This is a genomic window from Mucilaginibacter lacusdianchii, from assembly GCF_009770985.1.
In the GTDB taxonomy this organism is placed as follows: domain Bacteria; phylum Bacteroidota; class Bacteroidia; order Sphingobacteriales; family Sphingobacteriaceae; genus Mucilaginibacter; species Mucilaginibacter lacusdianchii.
In genome coordinates this window covers 657,585-677,191 of sequence record NZ_WSRW01000003.1, presented here as the reverse complement: position 1 = coordinate 677,191, position 19,607 = coordinate 657,585, and the positions used below count along the sequence as shown (strand labels likewise).

The following is a 19,607-nucleotide window of genomic DNA, read 5'->3' as shown; positions in this document are numbered from 1 at the left end:
AAGACTACTGATCGTTTGCCTCGCCCCCACCTGCTATGTTTACCGAGCGTTTATTATTTTGCTCCGTATCGCGGTCTATCTCCAGGATATCTACCGGCTGTGAAAAATCGCCCAGCAGATGTTTAACAAAGTAGTCGGCTTTCATCCAAAAGAAGTAATCGGTCATATCGCCATAAGCATGGCGTTGGCCCGGCAGCAACACGTAATCAAAGCGTTTGTTGGCTTTGATCAGCGCGTTGATAACACGGATGGTGTTAGCAGGGTTAACATTGTTATCAATGTCACCGGTTGACAGCAGCAGGTGTCCTTTCAGATTTTTAGCTAAATCCTGGTTTTTATCGATGCTGTACTGGAAGGTGGTATCCTTGCCTATTGTTTCTTTTACGCCATGGTGTTTTTCGCTCCACCAGCGGTTGTAAATACTATTGTCGTGATTGCCCGATTCGGACACTGCCACCTTGAAAAAGTCCGGATAAACCAACATAGCCGCGGTTGACATAAAACCACCACCCGAGTGTCCGGTAATGCCTACCCGACTAATATCAATAAACGGATACCGATCAGCCAATTGTTCAACGGCAGTCTTTTTATCAGCCAAGCCATAATCACGTAAATTGCCATAGCCAAAGTTGTGATACCATTTACTGCGGCCCGGATTACCGCCCCGGTTACCCACTGTTACTACCACAAAGCCCAGTTGTGCCAGTCTGTCTACGTTGCCCATTGCGGTACTGAAAGCAGTATTTACAGCCTCTGTTTGCGGACCCGGGTACACGTACTCTATAATCGGGTACTTTTTAGTCGCGTCAAAATCAAACGGTTTGTACATAACCCCATACAGGTCAGTGATACCATCGTCTGCTTTTACCTTAAACGGTTCCGGAAATTTATATCCGGCAGCCATTAAAGCTGTTAAATCCGTTGCTTCCAAATCCATCAGCTTGTGGCCCATGTTGTCATACAATACAGACTTGGGCGCGCTATTTACCCGCGAAAAATTGCCAACAAAGTAGTGGCTGTCATCGCTCATGCTATTGGCATTATCAAAATCTCCGGGATCAAGCAATTCCAGGTGACTGCCATCTAAATTGATGCGGTATAAGTGGCTGTAATACGGGTTTTGCCCCTGCTCACGGCCTGATGCGGTAAAATAAAGTACCCGGTTCTTCTCGTCAATGTTTACGATATCATTGCAGTGGAAAGAACCTGAAGTAATTTGATTTTTCAGTTTACCGTCAGCATCATACAAATAAAAGTGAGCCCAGCCGTCGCGTTCCGACCATTCTACCAGTTCCTTACCACCGTTAATGATACCCGGGCGATTGATCTCCACGTAAGTGTTCAGGCGCTCTTCAACCAGCACTTTAACCGCACCTGTATGGATATCCACTTGGCAAACATCAATCTTTTTCAAGTCGCGCCCGGTACGGTAAAAAAAGAATTTATCATTGGTGCCCAGCCAGGTAGATGGCCGGAACTCGTCATCTCTGTTTTTTTGCAACACCGGTGCCGGCCATACCGATAATTCCTGATCTTTAAATAAAGATACATTTAGCTTTTTGGATGTCTTGGCATCAAAGTCGAACAAATACAGTTCACGGATGGGCGCTTCCTTTTCGCCGGGCATTTGGTACTTGTAGGTTTCTAATGTAGGCCGTGGCATGGCAATGCTGTTAATCACCCAAAAGTCTTTTACCTTGCGCTGGTCCGTACGCATCAACGAAAAATGCTTTGAATCGGGCGACCACAGTACCGGTGCCGGCTTGCGCTTTTTGCGGTTCTTTTCCAACTCTACGTTGGTTTCATTCATAAAGCTGCCGCCATAGGCATAGTTTTCTACACCATCTGTGGTTAACTGGTGCTCTACAATGGTTTTATCGTCTTCATCCTTCAGCGCTTTTTTGTAGTTAGCTTTATCCATCCAGTACAAATTATACTCGCGCGAAAAGAGCACAGCTGAGCTATCGGGTGATATGGAAGCCCATTGTGGCTTGGGCTTTAATTTTTCATATTTTTCAAGCTCGGCCAATTGCTGGTTCTGCAGATTGTACTGAAAATAGAAAGTCTTTTTTTCTAACGAGTCGGCTGCCTTTTTGTCCTTACGATCTTTCTTTACCTGTTCAACCGAACTTTTCAATTCAAACTGAATGGTCTTTTCATCTTTAGTGAATTTTAAGTTTTCGATAGGTAAATGCTGTGCATCGAACGGATCTTTCACAATCATGGTAATGGCGGCCGCAAGCTTGGCATTATCAAACAATAGTTTTTTACTGCGCGATGAAGGGTCAACAATGTACCAGTTTTTGCCATTGTTGGTTTCATAAGCATACCAAAACCTATCGGACGATTTGAGCCAGTGCGCGTCTACCGAAGTAGAAAACACCATTTTCCGGATCTTGCCCGGCGAAAAGCGGGATGCCAGCTGATAGTTACCTTTTACAACGGGTTGAGCAGTTGCGGCGACAGGCGTTTGTGCGTTTGCCTGCAAGTATAACAGTGGCATAGCACATAACAAGTAAAGCTTTTTCATTTACAATGATTTGGAAAGGGAATAATTAAGCAGCTGAATATAAAAAACACTGCCCACTATCCGGCTTTTGTAATGAATTGTTTACTTAATACAGTTACACTATAGGTAAAAAAGCAAGTTCGGCACCAACTTTAGCGGGTGCCGAACTCATCTTCATTTATAAAACGCTACTCTTTATCCAAATATGTATAAATGGCCATTACATCTTCATCGCCCAAACCAGCATCCTGTGCCTGCTTAAAGCTGTTATAAAGAGGAGTGCTTAACGGCGTTTCTAAACCTTGTTCCTTAGCCAAGCGCAAATCTTTAGCTAAGTGCTTTAAGGCAAATGCTGCCGGAAACTCGTTTTTCAAAATCGCCGGAGATTTTATTTTGGTAATGCCGTTACCACAAGCACCTTCATTGATGATGGTTAGCATGTCTTCAGTTTTTACGCCGTTGGCTTGTGCAAATAATACCGTTTCAGCCAAGCCTTGCAAATTCAACCCTAAAAAGTAATTAATAGCTAATTTAGCTGCGCTGCCTGCTCCTACCGGGCCAACCAACAGGCTAAGCTTTCCCAGTACATCGAACAAAGGTTTTGCTTTTTGATAGTTCTGTTCGCTACCGCCAACTAAAATTATAAGGGTGCCATCCTGCGCAGGTTTAACGCTGCCTGATACAGGTGCTTCTAAAAATTCGGCGCCTTTGTTACGGCAGCTTTCATTTAAAAATTTAGATGTTTTAGGCGAAACGGTACTCACATTGATAAATAGCTTGCCAGAAACATTGCCTGATAACAAACCATCAGGTCCGGTAAATATTTCTTTAGCAGCCTTATCGTCTGATACCATCACCAAAATAACTTCGTTTTCAATGCCCAGTTGTTGCAATCCCTCTGCTGATGAGGCTCCTGCTTCTATTGCTTCCTGTTCTTTGCTGCGAGTGCGATTGTAAACGGCTACCGGAAATCCTGCTTTTAATAAGTTTTTAACCATTGGCGTACCCATATTGCCCAAGCCGGCCCAACCTAGTTTTATATTGTTCATATATTATGTATGTTAAATTTGTGCGCCAATATAGGCAGCTTGTTAGTTAAACAAAAAGTGGTTTCATAAGTTCAATGTATAACAACTCGTCAGCTCTTTTGAAGAAATTAATTGCATTGATTGCCGGGCTTATTATGAGCCACACCTGCCTGGCGCAGCTAACCGAAAATATGGGCTGGCTATTTATCACACATCAGCAAAAATTGTCTAAAAAATTGGATTTATTAGCTGATGTGCAGCTGCGATCGGCTAATCAATTTGATTACCTAACTACCTTATTATTACGCACGGGGGTAAGTTATAACTTTGATAAGAAGCACTCGGCGGCGTTGGGTTACGCTTATAAAGGCGATTGGGAACAAAATCCAGACAACACGCAGTACACGCTCGAGAACCGGTTATTTGAACAATATATCTATCAGTTTAAACTAAGCCAAATTGAAGTTATGCTACGGGCCAGATTGGAACAGCGCTTTGTGAAAGAAGAAAACGTACAGTTTTCGCAACGCGCACGTGGCTTCGTAAGCGCACAAATACCTTTAATAGCTGATGCTGATTTTAACCGTGGACTTTATACCGGCATCCAAAACGAAATATTTGTAAACGTACAACACCAGCAGCGGGTAAACAATAACTTTTTTGACCAAAACCGTAGCATGGTATCTATAGGCTACCGTTGGAGTAAGCATATCGATTCTGAACTGGGGTATTTATTCTGGTATCAGCCCGAGAAAGAAAATGCATACCGGCGAAACGTAATACAGCTTATGTTTACAACCAAGTTCTGAACGCTCTATGGCCGAACAAAAATAGGTAAATCGGTTTATTTGCTATGCAATGCAATTTTTGCAACGCAAAATATTGAAATTGTAAAACTGATGTCATATTTTTACACAAAATTATTTTGGCTTCAGCCCAACTATTTACATGTTTACTCTGCTTTAATTATGCCGCAGCCGTTGGAGAGGTTTCTTGATCTGAATATTAGCAGAGAGAACGAATTACAAAATATTGTAACATTAGCAGCAGAAACCTGCCAAACGCCCATTGCGATGCTCAGCATTTATGAAGGCGGTAAGGTTGCCAGCCGGTACAAGGCAGGCACGCTGGCTAATCATGTTCCAGACAAACATTATTTTTCTTATCTCCCTTTGGAGGCCAACCAGGTAACTGTTATCCCCGACACATTACGAGATCCTCGAACTGCCAGTATTCCTTTGGTTACCGGATCTATGCGCATACGATTCTTTGCCGGTATACCATTAGTAACTCATGATAATAAAACCATAGGAACGCTTTATGTAATGGGGCGCGAACCTAAGGAGTTGTCGCAAAGACGAAAAGGCATGCTTAAAATTTTGTCGCAACAAGCGGTGAACATGGTAGAATTTGATTTGAGCTTGCGCGCATTAAAGCAACAATTTATCGAGTCGAAAAATTCTGAGAACAAGCTGCGCTCTTTTTTTGAGAGTTCAAAATCAGCACATGTTTTGTTAGATCGAAACCTCGAGATACTGACCTTTAACAAAGCTTTTTACGAAGCTATTCGCCTGCTAATGCAGAAAGATGTTCAAATAGGCATGAATGCAACCGAATGCATTATGCCTGCCTACTTAAATGATTTCCTAAAAAATACCAAACTTGCGTTATCGGGTAAGTCGATACAGCATGAACGCATACTCGAATCAGACGGAGTTGCTCCGTTTTGGACCAGAATTGCGTATAATCCTGCCTTTGATGGCGAGGGAAACATCATAGGTGTATCATTTAATGCTACTGATATTACTAAACGTAAACAAAGTGAACAGCAGATAGTGCAGCAAAATGAAGCGCTTAGAAAAATAGCTTACATGCAATCGCATGAATTAAGAAAGCCTGTAGCCAACATTCTGGGATTGATGAACCTTATAAAAATGAATGGCAATGCAGATAACGGAGATTTACTTAAACTGATGGAAGAAACTGTTATGCAGCTTGATGACACTATTCATCACATTGTAAAAACCGCCAATGATTATCCGGCAGCGCTTGTTATAGACGAGGCTGGTTATAACACAGAGATTCAAAAAGACTAGTAGTAGCGGCGTCAGGTTTCGCCAATTAATTTATGGCTCACTAAATTTATTTAAATTTGCAGCACATCAATTAGTGAAGGGCATTTAGCCTTTCCAAACAATTTTATGGCTGATACAATTACCCTATACCAGCAAGCGCTACAATTGCTGCAACAACTAATTAGTATTCCATCTTTTAGCAAAGAAGAAGATAAAACTGCCGATGTTATTGAGCACTTTTTGCAAGAGCGAGGTGTTATTACTAACCGAAAGTTAAACAATGTATGGGCCCGCAATAAGTATTTTGATGAAAGTAAACCCACCATTTTGCTTAATTCACATCATGATACCGTAAAACCTAATTCCGGCTATACCCGTAACCCGTATGATGCAGCGATTGAAGACGGTAAGCTATATGGTTTAGGCAGTAATGATGCCGGCGGCTGCCTGGTTTCATTAATTGCCGTATTTCTGCATTTTTGTGAACAACAAAATCTGAAATATAATTTTTGCCTGGCTACCACGGCCGAAGAAGAAATTTCGGGCGTAAACGGTTTAGAATTGATTATACCAGAGTTGGGTAAATTAGACTTTGGCATTGTGGGCGAGCCTACGCTTATGCAATTAGCTATTGCCGAGCGTGGCCTGATGGTGTTAGACTGTACCGCCCATGGTAAAGCTGGTCATGCCGCCCGCGAGGAAGGCGAAAACGCCATTTACAAAGCACTAAAAGATATTGAATGGTTCAGAACCTACCGCTTTCCTAAGGAGTCTGAACAATTTGGGCCTATCAAAATGTCGGTTACCATCATCAACGCAGGTTCACAACATAACGTAGTACCAGCAAGTTGTACCTTTACGGTAGATGTAAGGGTTACCGACGCCTATCGCAACGAAGAAGTACTGGAGCTTATACGTGAGCAAGTAAGCTGTGAGGTAAAGCCCCGTTCAATCCGGTTAAAACCATCGTCTATTGACAAAAACCATCCTATTGTACAAGCGGGTATTGCACTGGGCCGTACCACTTATGGTTCCCCCACTACTTCTGATCAGTCACTACTGGATATCCCATCTTTAAAAGTTGGCCCTGGCGATTCGGCCCGTTCACATACTGCCGACGAGTTTATTTACGTAGACGAAATTAAAGACGGCATAGAGCTATATATTAAAATGCTGGAGAGCATTTGCCTTTAATGATCATGGATAAGCTTTTCGCATTAAGTAGCTTAGCACAATATGGAATTTGGTAAGGTAGCCCCGCCCCAACTGGCAAACATTGATTTTACATTACCGCCCGATCCAGCGCTTACTACAGCAACTCTTAGTGGCACACATCGTATAGGCGCTTTACAGGTATATGTAGGTTGCTCCAGCTGGGGGCAAAAGGTTTGGAAAGGCAATTTATTTCCGGCAAAAATTAAAGATACCGATTTCCTCACGGAATATGCCCGCCATTTTAATTGCATTGAGCTAAACGCCACACATTATCGGATGTGGGATCCTCAAACCATCAGTAAATGGAAAGAGAAAGTAGCTGCAAACGGCGATTTTAGATTTTGCCCCAAATTTAATCAGATTATTAGTCATGTTCGCCGCTTAAAAAGTGCTGACGAAATAACTACCGCTTTTTACGAAAGTATGCTGGCCTTTGAAGATAAGCTGGGCCCCATGTTCTTGCAGTTGAACGAAAACTTTTCACCTAATAACTTTGGAGATCTGAAAGCTTATTTGCAAAGTTTACCACATGATGTGCCCATATTTACAGAAGTACGGCATAAAGATTGGTTTGCGCAACCTCAAGCCCGCAACTCTGTTTTCGAAATGATGCATAACCTTCAAATTGGCGCAATTATCACCGATACTGCCGGCAGGCGAGATGCGGTACATATGTATTTGCCAACACCGCATGCGTTTATCCGCTTTGTGGGTAATGCGCTGCATCCTACCGATTACATACGCATTGATGAATGGGTTGAACGCATTAAGCAATGGAATAAGCAGGGTTTACAGTCTGTTTATGTAGGCATGCATCAGCCAGACGAAGTGACAGCCCCTGTTTTGTGCGATTATTTCATTGAGCGTTTGAATACCGAATTAAATTTAAACGTGGACCGGCCTAAATTTCAACCTGTGAATGGAACGTTATTTTAGATTAGACTTGAGCATCTAAGTATCATGAAATTATCAACAGAAGAGCCGCTCTACAAAAAATAGAGCGGCTCTCTTTATCAGAATTCGTGAGGCTACCTATTAGCTTTTAGGATTTAGCGCTTCAGTGATGCGCTCTGATAAATCTTGTAAGTGATAAGTACTCATTGAATCGGAAATATTAGCTGATTTGATTAAGGTGTTGATGGCACGTAGCTGCGCTTTAGCTACCGATACCGCATCAGTTTGCTCTAATTCGCGTTGCATACCACCACGGCCAAATGCAGCCATCTGTGTAGCGGCGTTAGCCGGCTCTGGTTTCACAATACTTATCAGTTTATCAACATACAATTTTTGCAGGTTACGACGGTATACATCAATGGCTTGATTACTTTTCACTTCGCGGAATACGATATTTTGCATATCGCCCATAAAATCTGTCACTTTATAAGCTTTAACACCATCTACTGCTTCAAAAGCAACCAATTTATTGATAGTTCGTGGCGTGATGATCCGGTTTAGAACAGCTTCCTGACGAGTGTAAATCACTTGCAATGGACTAGTACCAATATTACTTAAAACTTGCTGATTCAATAACCATGTTGGCGTTGTAAACAGTTGTTTGTCCAAGAAAGTCATTGCCTCGCGTTGGGTAGCAGCGGGTGTGTATTCGTAAACCGGCCCGGCTTGTTCAACTGATTTAGGATTTTCATAAACACCACCAATATTTTTAGCCACGTGGCCCATGTATCGACCAAACTGAGTAGTCAGCTGGTTGTACATGTTTTCCAGATTTTCATAACCTTCGCCTTGTTCTTTCGTCCATTCGGGCAGTTTTACCAATATACGTTGCAGGTTTTTGATACCATAAGTGCTGGCTACCATCGCGTTGTCGCTCAAGTCCTCATTTTGAGAATGTGGATCATCCGGGTTGGTTTCGGTACCAAACCATAAACGACGGTTTTTGGCCGACTCGATAGTCATTTTATTCAACTCTTCTTTCTCAGCATCCGGACCTTTGTTGCCCAGATATTTATAACCCCATTCAATAGCCCACTTGTCATAGTCGCCAATACGAGGGTATAAACCTTTCGAGGTGATGTTATCTTCGGGCTGTGCAACGTAATTGAAACGGGCATAGTCCATAATAGATGGTGTGTGGCCGTTAGCTTCCACGTAAGCTTTATCGCGCAATTTTTCAACCGGCACTGTAGAGCTTGATCCGTAGTTGTGGCGTAAGCCTAAAGTGTGACCCACTTCGTGTGACGATACAAAACGGATCAAATCGCCCATCAATTTATCGTCAAACGTCATTTTTCGGGCGCGCGGATCAACTGCAGCGGTTTGAATCATGTACCAATCATGCACCAGTTTCATTACGTTGTGGTACCAGTTAATGTGCGTTTCCAAAATCTCGCCGCTGCGTGGATCAGAGATGTGCGGTCCACTTGCATTCTCCGTTTCAGATGGTTTGTAAACAATTACTGAGTGGCTGGCGTCATCCAGGCTCCAGGTAGAATCTTGCTTATTAGTAGGTGCTAACTTAGCTACAATTGCATTTTTGAAACCGGCTTTTTCAAAAGCTTTCTGCCAATCATTAACCCCTGCAATTAAATAAGGCACCCATTTTTTAGGGGTAGTAGGGTCAATGTAGTAAACAATTTGCTTTGCAGGTTCAACCAGTTCACCGCGTTTGTATTTGGCCATGTCCTCCTTTTTAGGCTCCAAGCGCCAGCGGGCAATCAGCTGAACATCCTTTACCCCCTGTGGGTTCAGGTCAAAATCGGTATAATTACTGGTGAAGAAACCAACACGGGGGTCAAAATAGCGGCCCTTCATTGGCACTTTAGGCAGAACCAATAACGAGGTATTTAACTCTACTGTTACAGAACCATTGGCCTGACCACCTCCTGCTGCTGCAGGTGATGGCGCACCGCCCCTGCCGCCGAATGGCGACGCACCAGGCAATAAGCCATAGGTTTTAACAGTGCTGATTTCTACGTTATTTTTAAAACTTCTTACATTCTCAATGTAGCTTCTGTCGGCCAGCAAATTACCTAAACGAATACGTTGTTTAGACTGGGGTGAAGTGAAGAAGAAAACCTCGTTATCGCCATTGATATAATCGGTTACATCAATTACGCTACCTTTATTATCGGGTGAGTAGGCAGCTACGTTAAAGGCTGCAGCGATAGCCTGTATATTTGAACGTTGCACCGCCTGATACATCGACTTGGTACTGTCGGGACTGTATACGCGATAAGAATTTTTACGCATAAAGATGCGGTTATTAGGGCCTTTTTCAAAGCTGATTACGGTGCTGCCAATCTGGTCACCGGCGTACCCATCGGCCGCTCTTACTTCAGCACCAGCGCGGGCAATACGGCTTACTACCAAAATTTCGCGGTTCAGTAAACTGTCGCCAATTTCAAAGTAATATTTGTCATCAACCTTATGCGTTTTAAACAAACCGCTACGGCTTAAAGCTTTTTCGGTGATAACAGATTTGTAAGGCTTAGGCTGTGCACGCTGCTGTGTAGCCATACCTGCAAAACCACCTGGCATAGCCGTACGGCGTGCAGCGCTATCGGGCTTTGCCTGCCCAAAAGTTGCCGCAGCTATTGAAGCCATGGTCATTGTCAGTAAAAATCGATTCATATTCAACTTTAAAAATTTTGAACTAAATGTACGTTAACACTTACTCATTTAAAGCATATAGCTTATTTGTTACAATTATTTAAAAACAAATTCAGGTTGGAGTAATGTATAAATTTTTGTAATAGCAGTGTGCTGTCTACACAAGTAACCCATCTGTCATTATCTTACCTAAACTGGGTATTCTGTTACAATACAATTCCGGATAATGGGCTTTTTGTTATTTTCGCATCAAACCACCTTTTTGATGAAAGCAGTCTACTCTCTTTTATTCTTTTGTAGCATCTCGGCTTATACATATGCGCAAAAGTGGAATATAGAAACATCACAAACGCCAACTAAAAAAGTAAATATAACTACCGACGAAGGCACCTGGATGAACCTGGATGTAAGCCCCGATGGTAAAACTATTGCTTTTGATTTACTGGGTGATATTTATACCATGCCCATCACCGGCGGTAAAGCTACGCTGATTTCGGGCGGCCGGGCTTGGGATGTACAGCCTAGATTTAGTCCCGACGGCAAACAGATTGCCTACACCAGCGACCGCGATGGTGCCGATAATATATGGATAATGGGTGCAGACGGTGCTAGCAGACGCCCTGTAACTAAGGAGAACTTCAGATTATTGAACAACCCCGCCTGGACGCCCGACGGAAATTATATCGTAGCGCGTAAACATTATACCGCCGCCCGCTCTTTGGGTGCTGGTGAAATGTGGATGTACCATAAAACCGGTGGCGATGGCATCCAACTCACCAAACGCAAAAACGACCAGCAAGACGCTGGCGAACCTGTTATATCACCAGATGGGAAATACGTTTATTGGAGTGAAGATATTACGTCGGGTCCTTTCTTTCAATACAACAAAGATCCCAATCAGGGCATTTATGCCATTGAAAGGCTTAACCGACAAACCGGCGAAATTCAAACCGTAACTGGCGGCAGCGGCGGCGCTTGCAGGCCACAAATATCTCCCGACGGCACCTACATGGCGTTTGTTAAACGTGTGCGGTTAAAATCAGTTTTATATGTACATAACCTGCAAACCGGCGAAGAGTGGCCGGTATATGATGAACTATCACATGATCAGCAGGAAACCTGGGCCATATTTGGCACCTATCCTAATTTTGACTGGACACCCGACAATCAGCACCTGATATTTTATGCTAAAGGAAAAATTTGGAACTTGGACGTTAATACGCTAAGTGCAATCAATATTCCGTTCGAGGTAACTTCACAGCAAGCTATTGCCGATGCTGTACACTTTCCGCAGAAAGTGTTTCAAGACGAGTTTACGGTAAAAATGATTCGCCAGGCAGCCACCTCGCCTGATGGTAAACGCATAGCTTTCAACGCAGCCGGTTACATTTATGTTAAAGACTTGCCTGCCGGTAAACCCGAGCGTATAACCACCACGTCCGAGTTTGAATTTGAACCATCGTTTAGCCCGGATGGGCAATCGTTAGTGTACACCAGTTGGAGCGATGAGCTAAAAGGGGCTGTGAATGTAATTGATCTGACATCGCATCACGTCACGCGCTTAACGCCTGACCGTGGCTTTTACTATTCGCCAAAATTTTCGAACAAAGGCGATAAAGTGGTGTACCGCAAAGGAGAGGGTAATGAAGTACTAGGCTTTGCCTTTGGCAAAAATCCAGGTATTTATGTTATTGCTGCAACGGGCGGTACGCCACAGTTGGTTATCAACAATGGCATTCGTCCGCAATTTTCGGCCGACGACGCTAAGCTATATTATCAAAGCAGCGAAGGCGACAAAAAAGCTTTTAAAGTGATTGACCTGAGTGGTGCCAATGGAAAAACGCTATATACATCTACCTATGCTACGCAATTTGCGCCAAGTCCCGACGGGAAGTGGATGGCATTTACCGAATTGTACAACTGCTACATTACGCCCATGACATGGACAGGCAATGCACAGGAACTATCGGCCACTAACAAATCATTACCACTAAGCCGCCTTACCCGCGATGCCGGTACTTACCTGCATTGGAGTAAAGACAGCCAAAAGCTGATATGGACGCTAGGTTCACGCTATTACAGTCGTGATATTCGGAATGCGTTTTCTTTTATCGAAAGTAATGACGAAAAAGTTCCGGCGGCTGATACTGCTGGTATCGATATTGGCTTGCGTTTAAAATCGGATGTACCTACGGGTAAAATTGCTTTTACCAATGCGCGCATCATCACCATGAAGGGCGACGAAGTAATTGAGAAAGGCACTATTGTGATAGACCGGAACGCTATTGTAGCCATAGGTAAAGATGTACAGCCGCCAGCCGATGCCAAGGTTTATAACATAGCCGGTAAAACTATTATACCCGGTATAGTAGATGTGCATTCACATTTGCGCACCAGCCCGGACGGTATATCCCCACAACAGGACTGGAGTTACTATGCCAACCTTTCTTTTGGCGTAACTACTGCGCATGACCCATCAAGCAATACCGAGATGGTTTTTAGTCAATCGGAAATGTTAAAGGCCGGCCGTATGGTTGGTCCGCGGGTGTACTCTACAGGAACTATATTGTATGGTGCCGACGGTGACTTTAAAGCGGTAATCAACAGCTTTGAAGACGCTAAATCACACCTGTGCCGGTTAAAGGCGGTAGGTGCCTTTTCAGTGAAAAGCTATAACCAGCCACGCCGCGAGCAGCGTCAGCAAATTATAGAAGCTGCCCGCGATTTGCAGATGGAAGTTGTACCAGAAGGCGGCTCAACCTTTTTTACTAACATGAACGAGATTTTAGACGGCCATACCGGTATTGAGCACAACATACCCGTTTGGCCGGTTTACAAAGACGTAAAAACCTTATGGAATGCCAGCAAAACAGCTTATACACCAACTTTGATTGTCGCCTACGGTACCCAGTTTGGTGAAAACTATTGGTACGACCGTACCGAGGTTTGGAAAAACGAACACATGCTCAGCTTCACGCCTCCTTCTGTTATTGATGCACGATCACGCCGCCGTACAACATCTGAATACGGCGATTACGGCCATATTGAAATATCCAAATATGTGAAGCAAATTGCCGACGGCGGCACTAAAGTAAACCTAGGTGCCCACGGCCAGATACAGGGCTTGGGTGCCCATTGGGAGTTGTGGATGCTGTCTCAAGGCGGCATGTCGCCACTGCAAGCCTTGCGTTGCGCTACCATTAACGGAGCGGCTTATTTAGGTATGGACAAAGAAATAGGCTCACTGGAAGTAGGCAAATTGGCCGACCTCGTGGTATTGAACCAGAATCCTTTGGACGACATCCGCAACAGCGAAAGCATCAAATACGTGATGGTAAACGGTCGTTTGTACGATTCCGATTCGATGAACGAAACCGGCAACACCGAAAAACCCCGCACGCGTTTTTGGTGGCAGCTCAACCGAGGCGATTTATTTAACATGCCGGTGGGCAATACGGAAACGTATTTGTTTGGGGTTGAGGATGGGAATTGATTAATAGCTCAATACCAAGAGGTTTAGGATTCAAGTCAGAGGCGGAGCTTAACTTTATACATAAAGTTAACTCGGACTTTCAATACAACGACAATTTCAATTGGTAAGTTTGAGGTTAAGAGTCCGTTGCTCTTCTAAACTTGTAAAAGTTATATAACCGTTTTTTTTAAAAAAATCTGTATACAAACGCATGAACGACTTGGTGATTCGTAGTGTTCTCAAGAATGTTGTTTCCAAACTTATCGACGGTAATTACCAAGAAGTGTACGAGAATGATTTTGAGAAAAGATTGAATGTAGAGCAAATTAAGGAAGGCATTGAAGACTATCCCGGACGTATAAGTCATTTTCCTGATTCGGCACTGGATCTTATGCGCGTTTATCGGTTATCGGAAACTTATTGTGATATCGATTTTCCATTATGGTATGACAATGAAAGAAGTGACTTGTCTATGGTTAGCAATATTAGATTCGTTGATGATCAGTATCGCTATTCCATTGAAGACATACTTGTACAATAATTTATTCTAAAATTTGCGCTCGTAAAAAAGAGCGCGCTGCATACCATTAAACTATACCATCTACCCTCGCTCGTCCTCTCAAAATCCTAACCATTCATAAAAAGCCGGAAAATCATCGTGCCATTGTTGTTCGTTATGACCAGCGCCGGGTATGATTTGCAGATTTACCTGTTCGGGCGCAGCAACCTTTTCTTGTACAATTTCGGCCATGCCTTGCATGTCGCCTACCATGTCGTCGCTTTCAGAATCACCGCATACAAAATAAAAGCGGGAGTTGGTTAGGTTACTTTGTTCAAGTGCAAAGGCGTAAATCTCTTTAGCTATCCAAAACGCCGGCGAAAATATTCCGGCGTTGCCAAACACTTCAGGATGTCTTAAAGCGGCATACATGGCAATCAATCCGCCCAGTGAACTGCCTGCAATAGCGGTACACTTGGCATCAGTTTGCGTGCGGTACTCACCATCTATAAAGGGCTTAAGTGTATTTACTAGGAATGTAACATAAGCATCGCCCCTGCCTTCGCCATGTTCGGTGGTATAAGGGTTATACTCGCTGATACGGTTTTCTTCACCGTGGTCTACAGCTACTATGATGCAGGAATGATCTTGAAACAAACCGTCCATCATTTCGTCTACGCCCCACTCCTGGTAGCTGGCGGTATATTGGTCAAACAGATTTTGACCGTCCTGCATATAAATAACGGGATAGTGTTTATCCGACGTTTCGTAATCGGCAGGCAAATAAAGCCATACCCGACGCTGCGTTTGCAGCTCGGGTATGTAAAAGTGTTCATCTAATATATGTACCTGCGGACTAACCGTGTGGTGTTCTTCGTTTTGCTGGGTAAATTCTCCGTCCATCTCGCTTACTTTTGGCCATCTGTGCAATTGCCTTGCCAAAAATGTGGAACGGCATTATTTAGCTTTCCAGCTAAAAGTCATTTTCACTGGCAAAATATGTCCTTCTTTGTCAAAAAACATTTCATCCAAACATACTACGCGTTGATTAGCGCCGGTTTGGTCTAACGGGCGACGATGGTATACTATGTAATACTTGTCGTCCTTTTCGGAGTGAATAACGGAATGGTGCCCTGCTCCTTTAGCCACTTTAGGATCTTGCTCCAGCACGGTAGACAAACGTTTAAATGGCCCCATCGGTGAATCTGACATGGCATAGGCAACCTTGTAATCAGGGCCAGTCCAGCCGCCTTCAGACCACATGAAGTAGTACTTGTTATTACGCTTAAACATGTAAGGCCCCTCTACATATTTATCTGGTGTAATTTCTTTATACAGTGTGCCATCCGCCAATGGTTGGATACCTGAAAAGTCAGATTTCAATTTAACCACGTTACAATGGCCCCAACCACCATAATACATGTAATAAGAACCATCGGTATCTTTAAATACATACTGATCAATGGGCTGCGCACCATTTACAATAGTGTCAATTAGCGGGTGACCCAACAAATCTTTGTATGGTCCTTCCGGCTTTTTAGCAACAGCCACGCCAATGCCACCTACTTCGCCAGGGTGAATATCGTTGGCACCAAAAAACAGGTAAAACCTTTTACCTTTTTGTAATACAGCCGGAGCCCACATAGCCATTTTAGCCCATTTTACAGCGCTGGTATCAATAATACGCGGGTGCTTTGTCCAAGTGATTAAATCTTTGGATGAAAAAGCATCCATAAATACCTGGTCTTTGTACTTAGCAGAATAGGTTGGATAAATCCAATATGTATCGCCATACTTGATACCTTCTGGGTCGGCATACCAACCGCTCAGTACCGGGTTTTGCTGGGCAAATGTGCTAGTGCAAATAAAAGCTAAAGCAAATAATAAATAATATTTCATGTTGTTAGTAAAGGCATAAAAAAGGGCTGACTTTGCATTCGTCAACCCTCCTTATCTTATTATCAATAATTATCTTTCAGTAATTGCAGTATAATCGCGATCGGTAGCGCCAGTGTAAATTTGACGTGGGCGACCAATTGGCTCTTTGTTTTCCTTCATTTCTTTCCACTGTGCAATCCATCCTGGCAAACGGCCTAAGGCAAATAGTACAGTGAACATTTCGGTAGGAAAACCTAAAGCACGGTAGATGATACCAGAGTAGAAATCGACGTTTGGATACAGTTTGCGTTCTACAAAGTATGGATCTTTTAGGGCTACCTCTTCCAGGCGTTTGGCAATTTCCAACACCTCGTCGTTCACACCTAATTTTTCCAGAATATCATCACATGCTTTTTTGATAATTTTGGCGCGCGGGTCAAAGTTTTTGTACACACGGTGACCAAAGCCCATCAAACGGAATGGATCATTTTTGTCTTTTGCTTTAGCAATCCATTTATCAGTATCGCCGCCATCAGCCTTAATTTTTTCAAGCATTTCAATTACAGCCTGGTTGGCGCCACCATGTAGCGGGCCCCAAAGGGCAGATATACCGGCCGAAATAGAAGCATAAATATTAGCATCAGATGAGCCTACAATGCGTACAGTTGAAGTTGAACAATTCTGCTCGTGATCAGCATGTAAAATCAGCAATTTGTTCATGGCGCTGATAACTACCGGATCAATTTCGTACTCTTCGGTAACCTGGCTAAATGTCATGTACATAAAGTTGGTTACGTAATCGAATTTGTTTTGCGGATAATTTACGCGATGGCCCAGCGATTTTTTATAAATCCATGAAACGATAGTGCTCATTTTTGCAATCAGTTTCACAATCTCCAGATTGATGATCTCTTTGCTCAGGCCCGGCTCCAGCGATTCAGGATTAAATGCAGCCAATGCACCAATCAATGAAGAAAGCTGCCCCATTGGGTGTGATTTTGACGGAAAGCCATCAAAAAATTTCTTCATGTCCTCGTGTACGAGCGTATGACGGCTAATTTGATATTCAAAATCTTTCAGCTGATCGGCAGTTGGCAATTCGCCATAAATCAGCAAATACGCTACTTCAATAAAAGTTGATTTTTCGGCCAGCTGCTCAATTGGGTAACCGCGATATTTTAAAATGCCCTGCTCACCATCTAAAAATGTGATAGCGCTTTTAGTAGCGCCGGTATTTTTATAACCAATGTCAAGTGTAACATATCCGGTTAGGTCGCGCAGTTTTGAAATATCAATTGCTTTTTCGTTTTCTGTACCCTCTATAACAGGTAAATCAAAGGTTTTATCCCCGATTTTTATTTGTGCTGTTTCCGACATAGAATAAAATAGTTGTATCCGCAGCAAATGTAATTAAATCTGTCATTAATCATTTGCCACGGTAGTTTTTATAACATGAAATTTATACTAGATTAATTTGAACTGCGCCCGTTTGTTTGCAAAATACGCAGCTTTAACTATAAGATAACAAAAGTTACTTTGTCGTTACTTAATTTCTTCCTTTACTTCGCCGCATTCCAACATATCATCACCGTAATATGGGTTCTTGATTTCCTTTTCGGCGGCAAGCCAATAACCGCCTTTACCGTTCCCGGCCATTGGGCAATATGCTACGTAGATGGGAGCTGATTTCGTTTTATAACCTTTAGCCAACGGAATCATGTCTTGACTTAAAGTAAGAAACACAGTACGCTGATCTTTAACATCGGCCGTTTCAGCAATCTTTTTTGCCATGTCAGAGGCTTCGGTGCAACCTTTAATATTAGATAATGGCGTTACCAATTGCAGGGCCGACTGCTGGGCAGCTTTAGCATCCGCTTTTACCAAATTATCTTTTAGTTTCAGATACGCGTGATAGGCATTAGCGGTATCTGATTGTGCCTGTACATTAGCAGTGGTAGTTTGAGTGCTATCTACAGCGTTATCTGCCACTTTGTTTTCTTTTGATTGGCATGCGGTAATGACTATGGCAATTAAGCCTGCATATAATATCGTTTTCATGAATAGCGGTTTATAATGAATTATTAGGGGTCAAAATAAATAAAAATTTATTGCATTATGTTTAAGAACACAAAAGCTAGAGGTACGCGTTTAATATAACTAAAAATTTTACTTACATTTGCGCCCTGAAATTTTATTTTACAAAACATGAAATTATCTCAATTTAAATTCAATTTACCCGAATCATTAGTTGCACATACGCCTTCACCCACCCGTGATGAATCGCGTTTAATGGTACTGCACCGCGACTCCGGAAAAATTGAGCACAAGATATTTAAAGATGTTTTGGATTATTTTGATGACAAGGATGTGATGATCCTGAATAACACCAAGGTGTTTCCGGCCCGTATGTATGGCAACAAGGAAAAAACCGGTGCTACCATCGAAGTATTTTTATTACGTGAATTAAATAAAGAACTACGTTTATGGGACGTATTGGTTGACCCTGCACGCAAAATACGCGTAGGTAACAAGTTATATTTTGGTGATGACGATTTACTGGTTGCCGAAGTGGTTGACAACACCACATCCCGCGGCCGTACTATCCGTTTCTTATTTGACGGTACCGACGAAGAATTCCGTCGTAACGTGGAAATTTTAGGTGAAACACCACTGCCTAAGTATATTAAACGTAAAGCCACTGCCGAAGATAAAGAGCGTTACCAAACCATTTTTGCTAAAAACGAAGGTGCCGTTGCCGCTCCTACAGCTGGCTTACACTTTAGCCGCGAGCTAATGAAACGCCTGGAATTAAAAGGTGTTGAGTTTGCTGAAGTAACACTTCATGTTGGTTTGGGCACATTCCGCCAGGTTGAGGTGGAAGATTTGACTAAGCACAAAATGGATTCAGAGCAATTTATCATCGAGCAAAAGCAAGCTGATGTTGTAAACCGTGCCATTGAAAACAAACGTCGTGTGTGTGCAGTAGGTACTACTTCCATGCGTACCATTGAATCGGCAGTATCAGCCAACAAAACACTGAAAGCAGCTAACGATTGGACCAGTAAGTTTATCTTCCCGCCGTATGATTTCAGTATTGCTAACTCCATGATCACCAACTTCCATACGCCAGAATCGACCCTGTTGATGATGATTTGTGCCTTTGGTGGTTACGAAAATGTGATGAACGCTTACGAAGTAGCCGTAAAAGAGAAATACCGCTTTTATAGCTATGGTGATGCGATGCTGCTTATATAAGCAGTTGTGAGTAAAATTAAGCTCATAAAAATTACTATATAAGCGCCGGAACATAAAATTTCCGGCGTTTTTTATTGCAACACATTGCTGATATTTGATCCAATTT

At 42.9% G+C, this 19,607-nt stretch carries 14 protein-coding genes; 7 read left to right on the top strand and 7 right to left on the bottom strand.

Annotation, left to right across the window (positions count from 1 at the left end; translation table 11 throughout):
* Window positions 1-4: 4 nt before the first annotated feature.
* Together GPM24_RS16395 and GPM24_RS16390 are read right to left on the bottom strand one after the other, a co-directional pair.
* Window positions 5-2,530: a S9 family peptidase gene (locus tag GPM24_RS16395; protein WP_158828119.1), complete on the bottom strand. Its 2,526-nt coding sequence runs from the start codon at window positions 2,528-2,530 to the stop codon at window positions 5-7.
* A gap of 167 nt (window positions 2,531-2,697) precedes the next feature.
* Window positions 2,698-3,558: an NAD(P)-dependent oxidoreductase gene (locus GPM24_RS16390; RefSeq protein ID WP_158828116.1), complete on the bottom strand. Its 861-nt coding sequence runs from the start codon at window positions 3,556-3,558 to the stop codon at window positions 2,698-2,700.
* A gap of 98 nt (window positions 3,559-3,656) precedes the next feature.
* Between GPM24_RS16390 and GPM24_RS16385 the strand changes: the two genes are divergently transcribed.
* From GPM24_RS16385 to GPM24_RS16370, 4 genes are all read left to right on the top strand, one after another.
* Window positions 3,657-4,346: a DUF2490 domain-containing protein gene (locus GPM24_RS16385; RefSeq protein WP_158828114.1), complete on the top strand. Its 690-nt coding sequence runs from the start codon at window positions 3,657-3,659 to the stop codon at window positions 4,344-4,346.
* A 90-nt stretch (window positions 4,347-4,436) separates the two neighbouring features.
* Window positions 4,437-5,633 (top strand): GAF and PAS domain-containing protein, encoded by a 1,197-nt coding sequence (locus tag GPM24_RS16380; protein ID WP_158828112.1) that lies wholly within the window; start codon window positions 4,437-4,439, stop codon window positions 5,631-5,633.
* A gap of 105 nt (window positions 5,634-5,738) precedes the next feature.
* Entirely contained in the window at window positions 5,739-6,806 is a 1,068-nt protein-coding gene (locus tag GPM24_RS16375; RefSeq protein WP_158828110.1) for a M20 family metallo-hydrolase, read from the top strand.
* Window positions 6,807-6,848: 42 nt separating this feature from the next.
* Window positions 6,849-7,763, top strand: coding sequence for a DUF72 domain-containing protein (locus GPM24_RS16370; protein ID WP_158828108.1), 915 nt, complete (start codon window positions 6,849-6,851; stop codon window positions 7,761-7,763).
* Window positions 7,764-7,862: 99 nt separating this feature from the next.
* Here the strand turns inward: GPM24_RS16370 and GPM24_RS16365 are convergent, their stop codons facing one another.
* On the bottom strand, window positions 7,863-10,418 hold the full coding sequence (locus GPM24_RS16365) for a zinc-dependent metalloprotease (RefSeq protein ID WP_158828106.1): 2,556 nt from the start codon (window positions 10,416-10,418) through the stop codon (window positions 7,863-7,865).
* Window positions 10,419-10,662: 244 nt separating this feature from the next.
* Between GPM24_RS16365 and GPM24_RS16360 the strand changes: the two genes are divergently transcribed.
* Both GPM24_RS16360 and GPM24_RS16355 read left to right on the top strand, forming a co-directional pair.
* Window positions 10,663-13,890, top strand: a complete 3,228-nt coding sequence (locus GPM24_RS16360; protein WP_158828104.1) for an amidohydrolase family protein — start codon at window positions 10,663-10,665, stop codon at window positions 13,888-13,890.
* A gap of 190 nt (window positions 13,891-14,080) precedes the next feature.
* On the top strand, window positions 14,081-14,410 hold the full coding sequence (locus GPM24_RS16355; RefSeq protein ID WP_158828102.1) for a DUF7668 domain-containing protein: 330 nt from the start codon (window positions 14,081-14,083) through the stop codon (window positions 14,408-14,410).
* Between the two features lie 78 nt (window positions 14,411-14,488).
* Here GPM24_RS16355 and GPM24_RS16350 read toward each other — a convergent pair whose 3' ends face one another.
* From GPM24_RS16350 to GPM24_RS16335, 4 genes are all read right to left on the bottom strand, one after another.
* Window positions 14,489-15,271, bottom strand: coding sequence for an alpha/beta hydrolase (locus tag GPM24_RS16350; RefSeq protein WP_158828100.1), 783 nt, complete (start codon window positions 15,269-15,271; stop codon window positions 14,489-14,491).
* Window positions 15,272-15,325: 54 nt separating this feature from the next.
* Window positions 15,326-16,267, bottom strand: coding sequence for a glycoside hydrolase family 43 protein (locus GPM24_RS16345; protein ID WP_158828098.1), 942 nt, complete (start codon window positions 16,265-16,267; stop codon window positions 15,326-15,328).
* A 69-nt stretch (window positions 16,268-16,336) separates the two neighbouring features.
* The gene (locus GPM24_RS16340; RefSeq protein WP_158828096.1) at window positions 16,337-17,623 is read right to left on the bottom strand and encodes a citrate synthase; all 1,287 of its coding nucleotides are present in this window, start codon (window positions 17,621-17,623) and stop codon (window positions 16,337-16,339) included.
* A 165-nt stretch (window positions 17,624-17,788) separates the two neighbouring features.
* The gene (locus GPM24_RS16335) at window positions 17,789-18,304 is read right to left on the bottom strand and encodes a DUF3347 domain-containing protein (protein ID WP_158828095.1); all 516 of its coding nucleotides are present in this window, start codon (window positions 18,302-18,304) and stop codon (window positions 17,789-17,791) included.
* 147 nt (window positions 18,305-18,451) lie between these two features.
* On the opposite strand from GPM24_RS16335, the gene queA reads away from it, so the two are divergent.
* A complete protein-coding gene (gene queA / locus GPM24_RS16330; RefSeq protein WP_158828093.1) occupies window positions 18,452-19,501 on the top strand; it encodes a tRNA preQ1(34) S-adenosylmethionine ribosyltransferase-isomerase QueA in 1,050 nt (349 codons plus the stop codon).
* Window positions 19,502-19,607 lie beyond the last annotated feature (106 nt).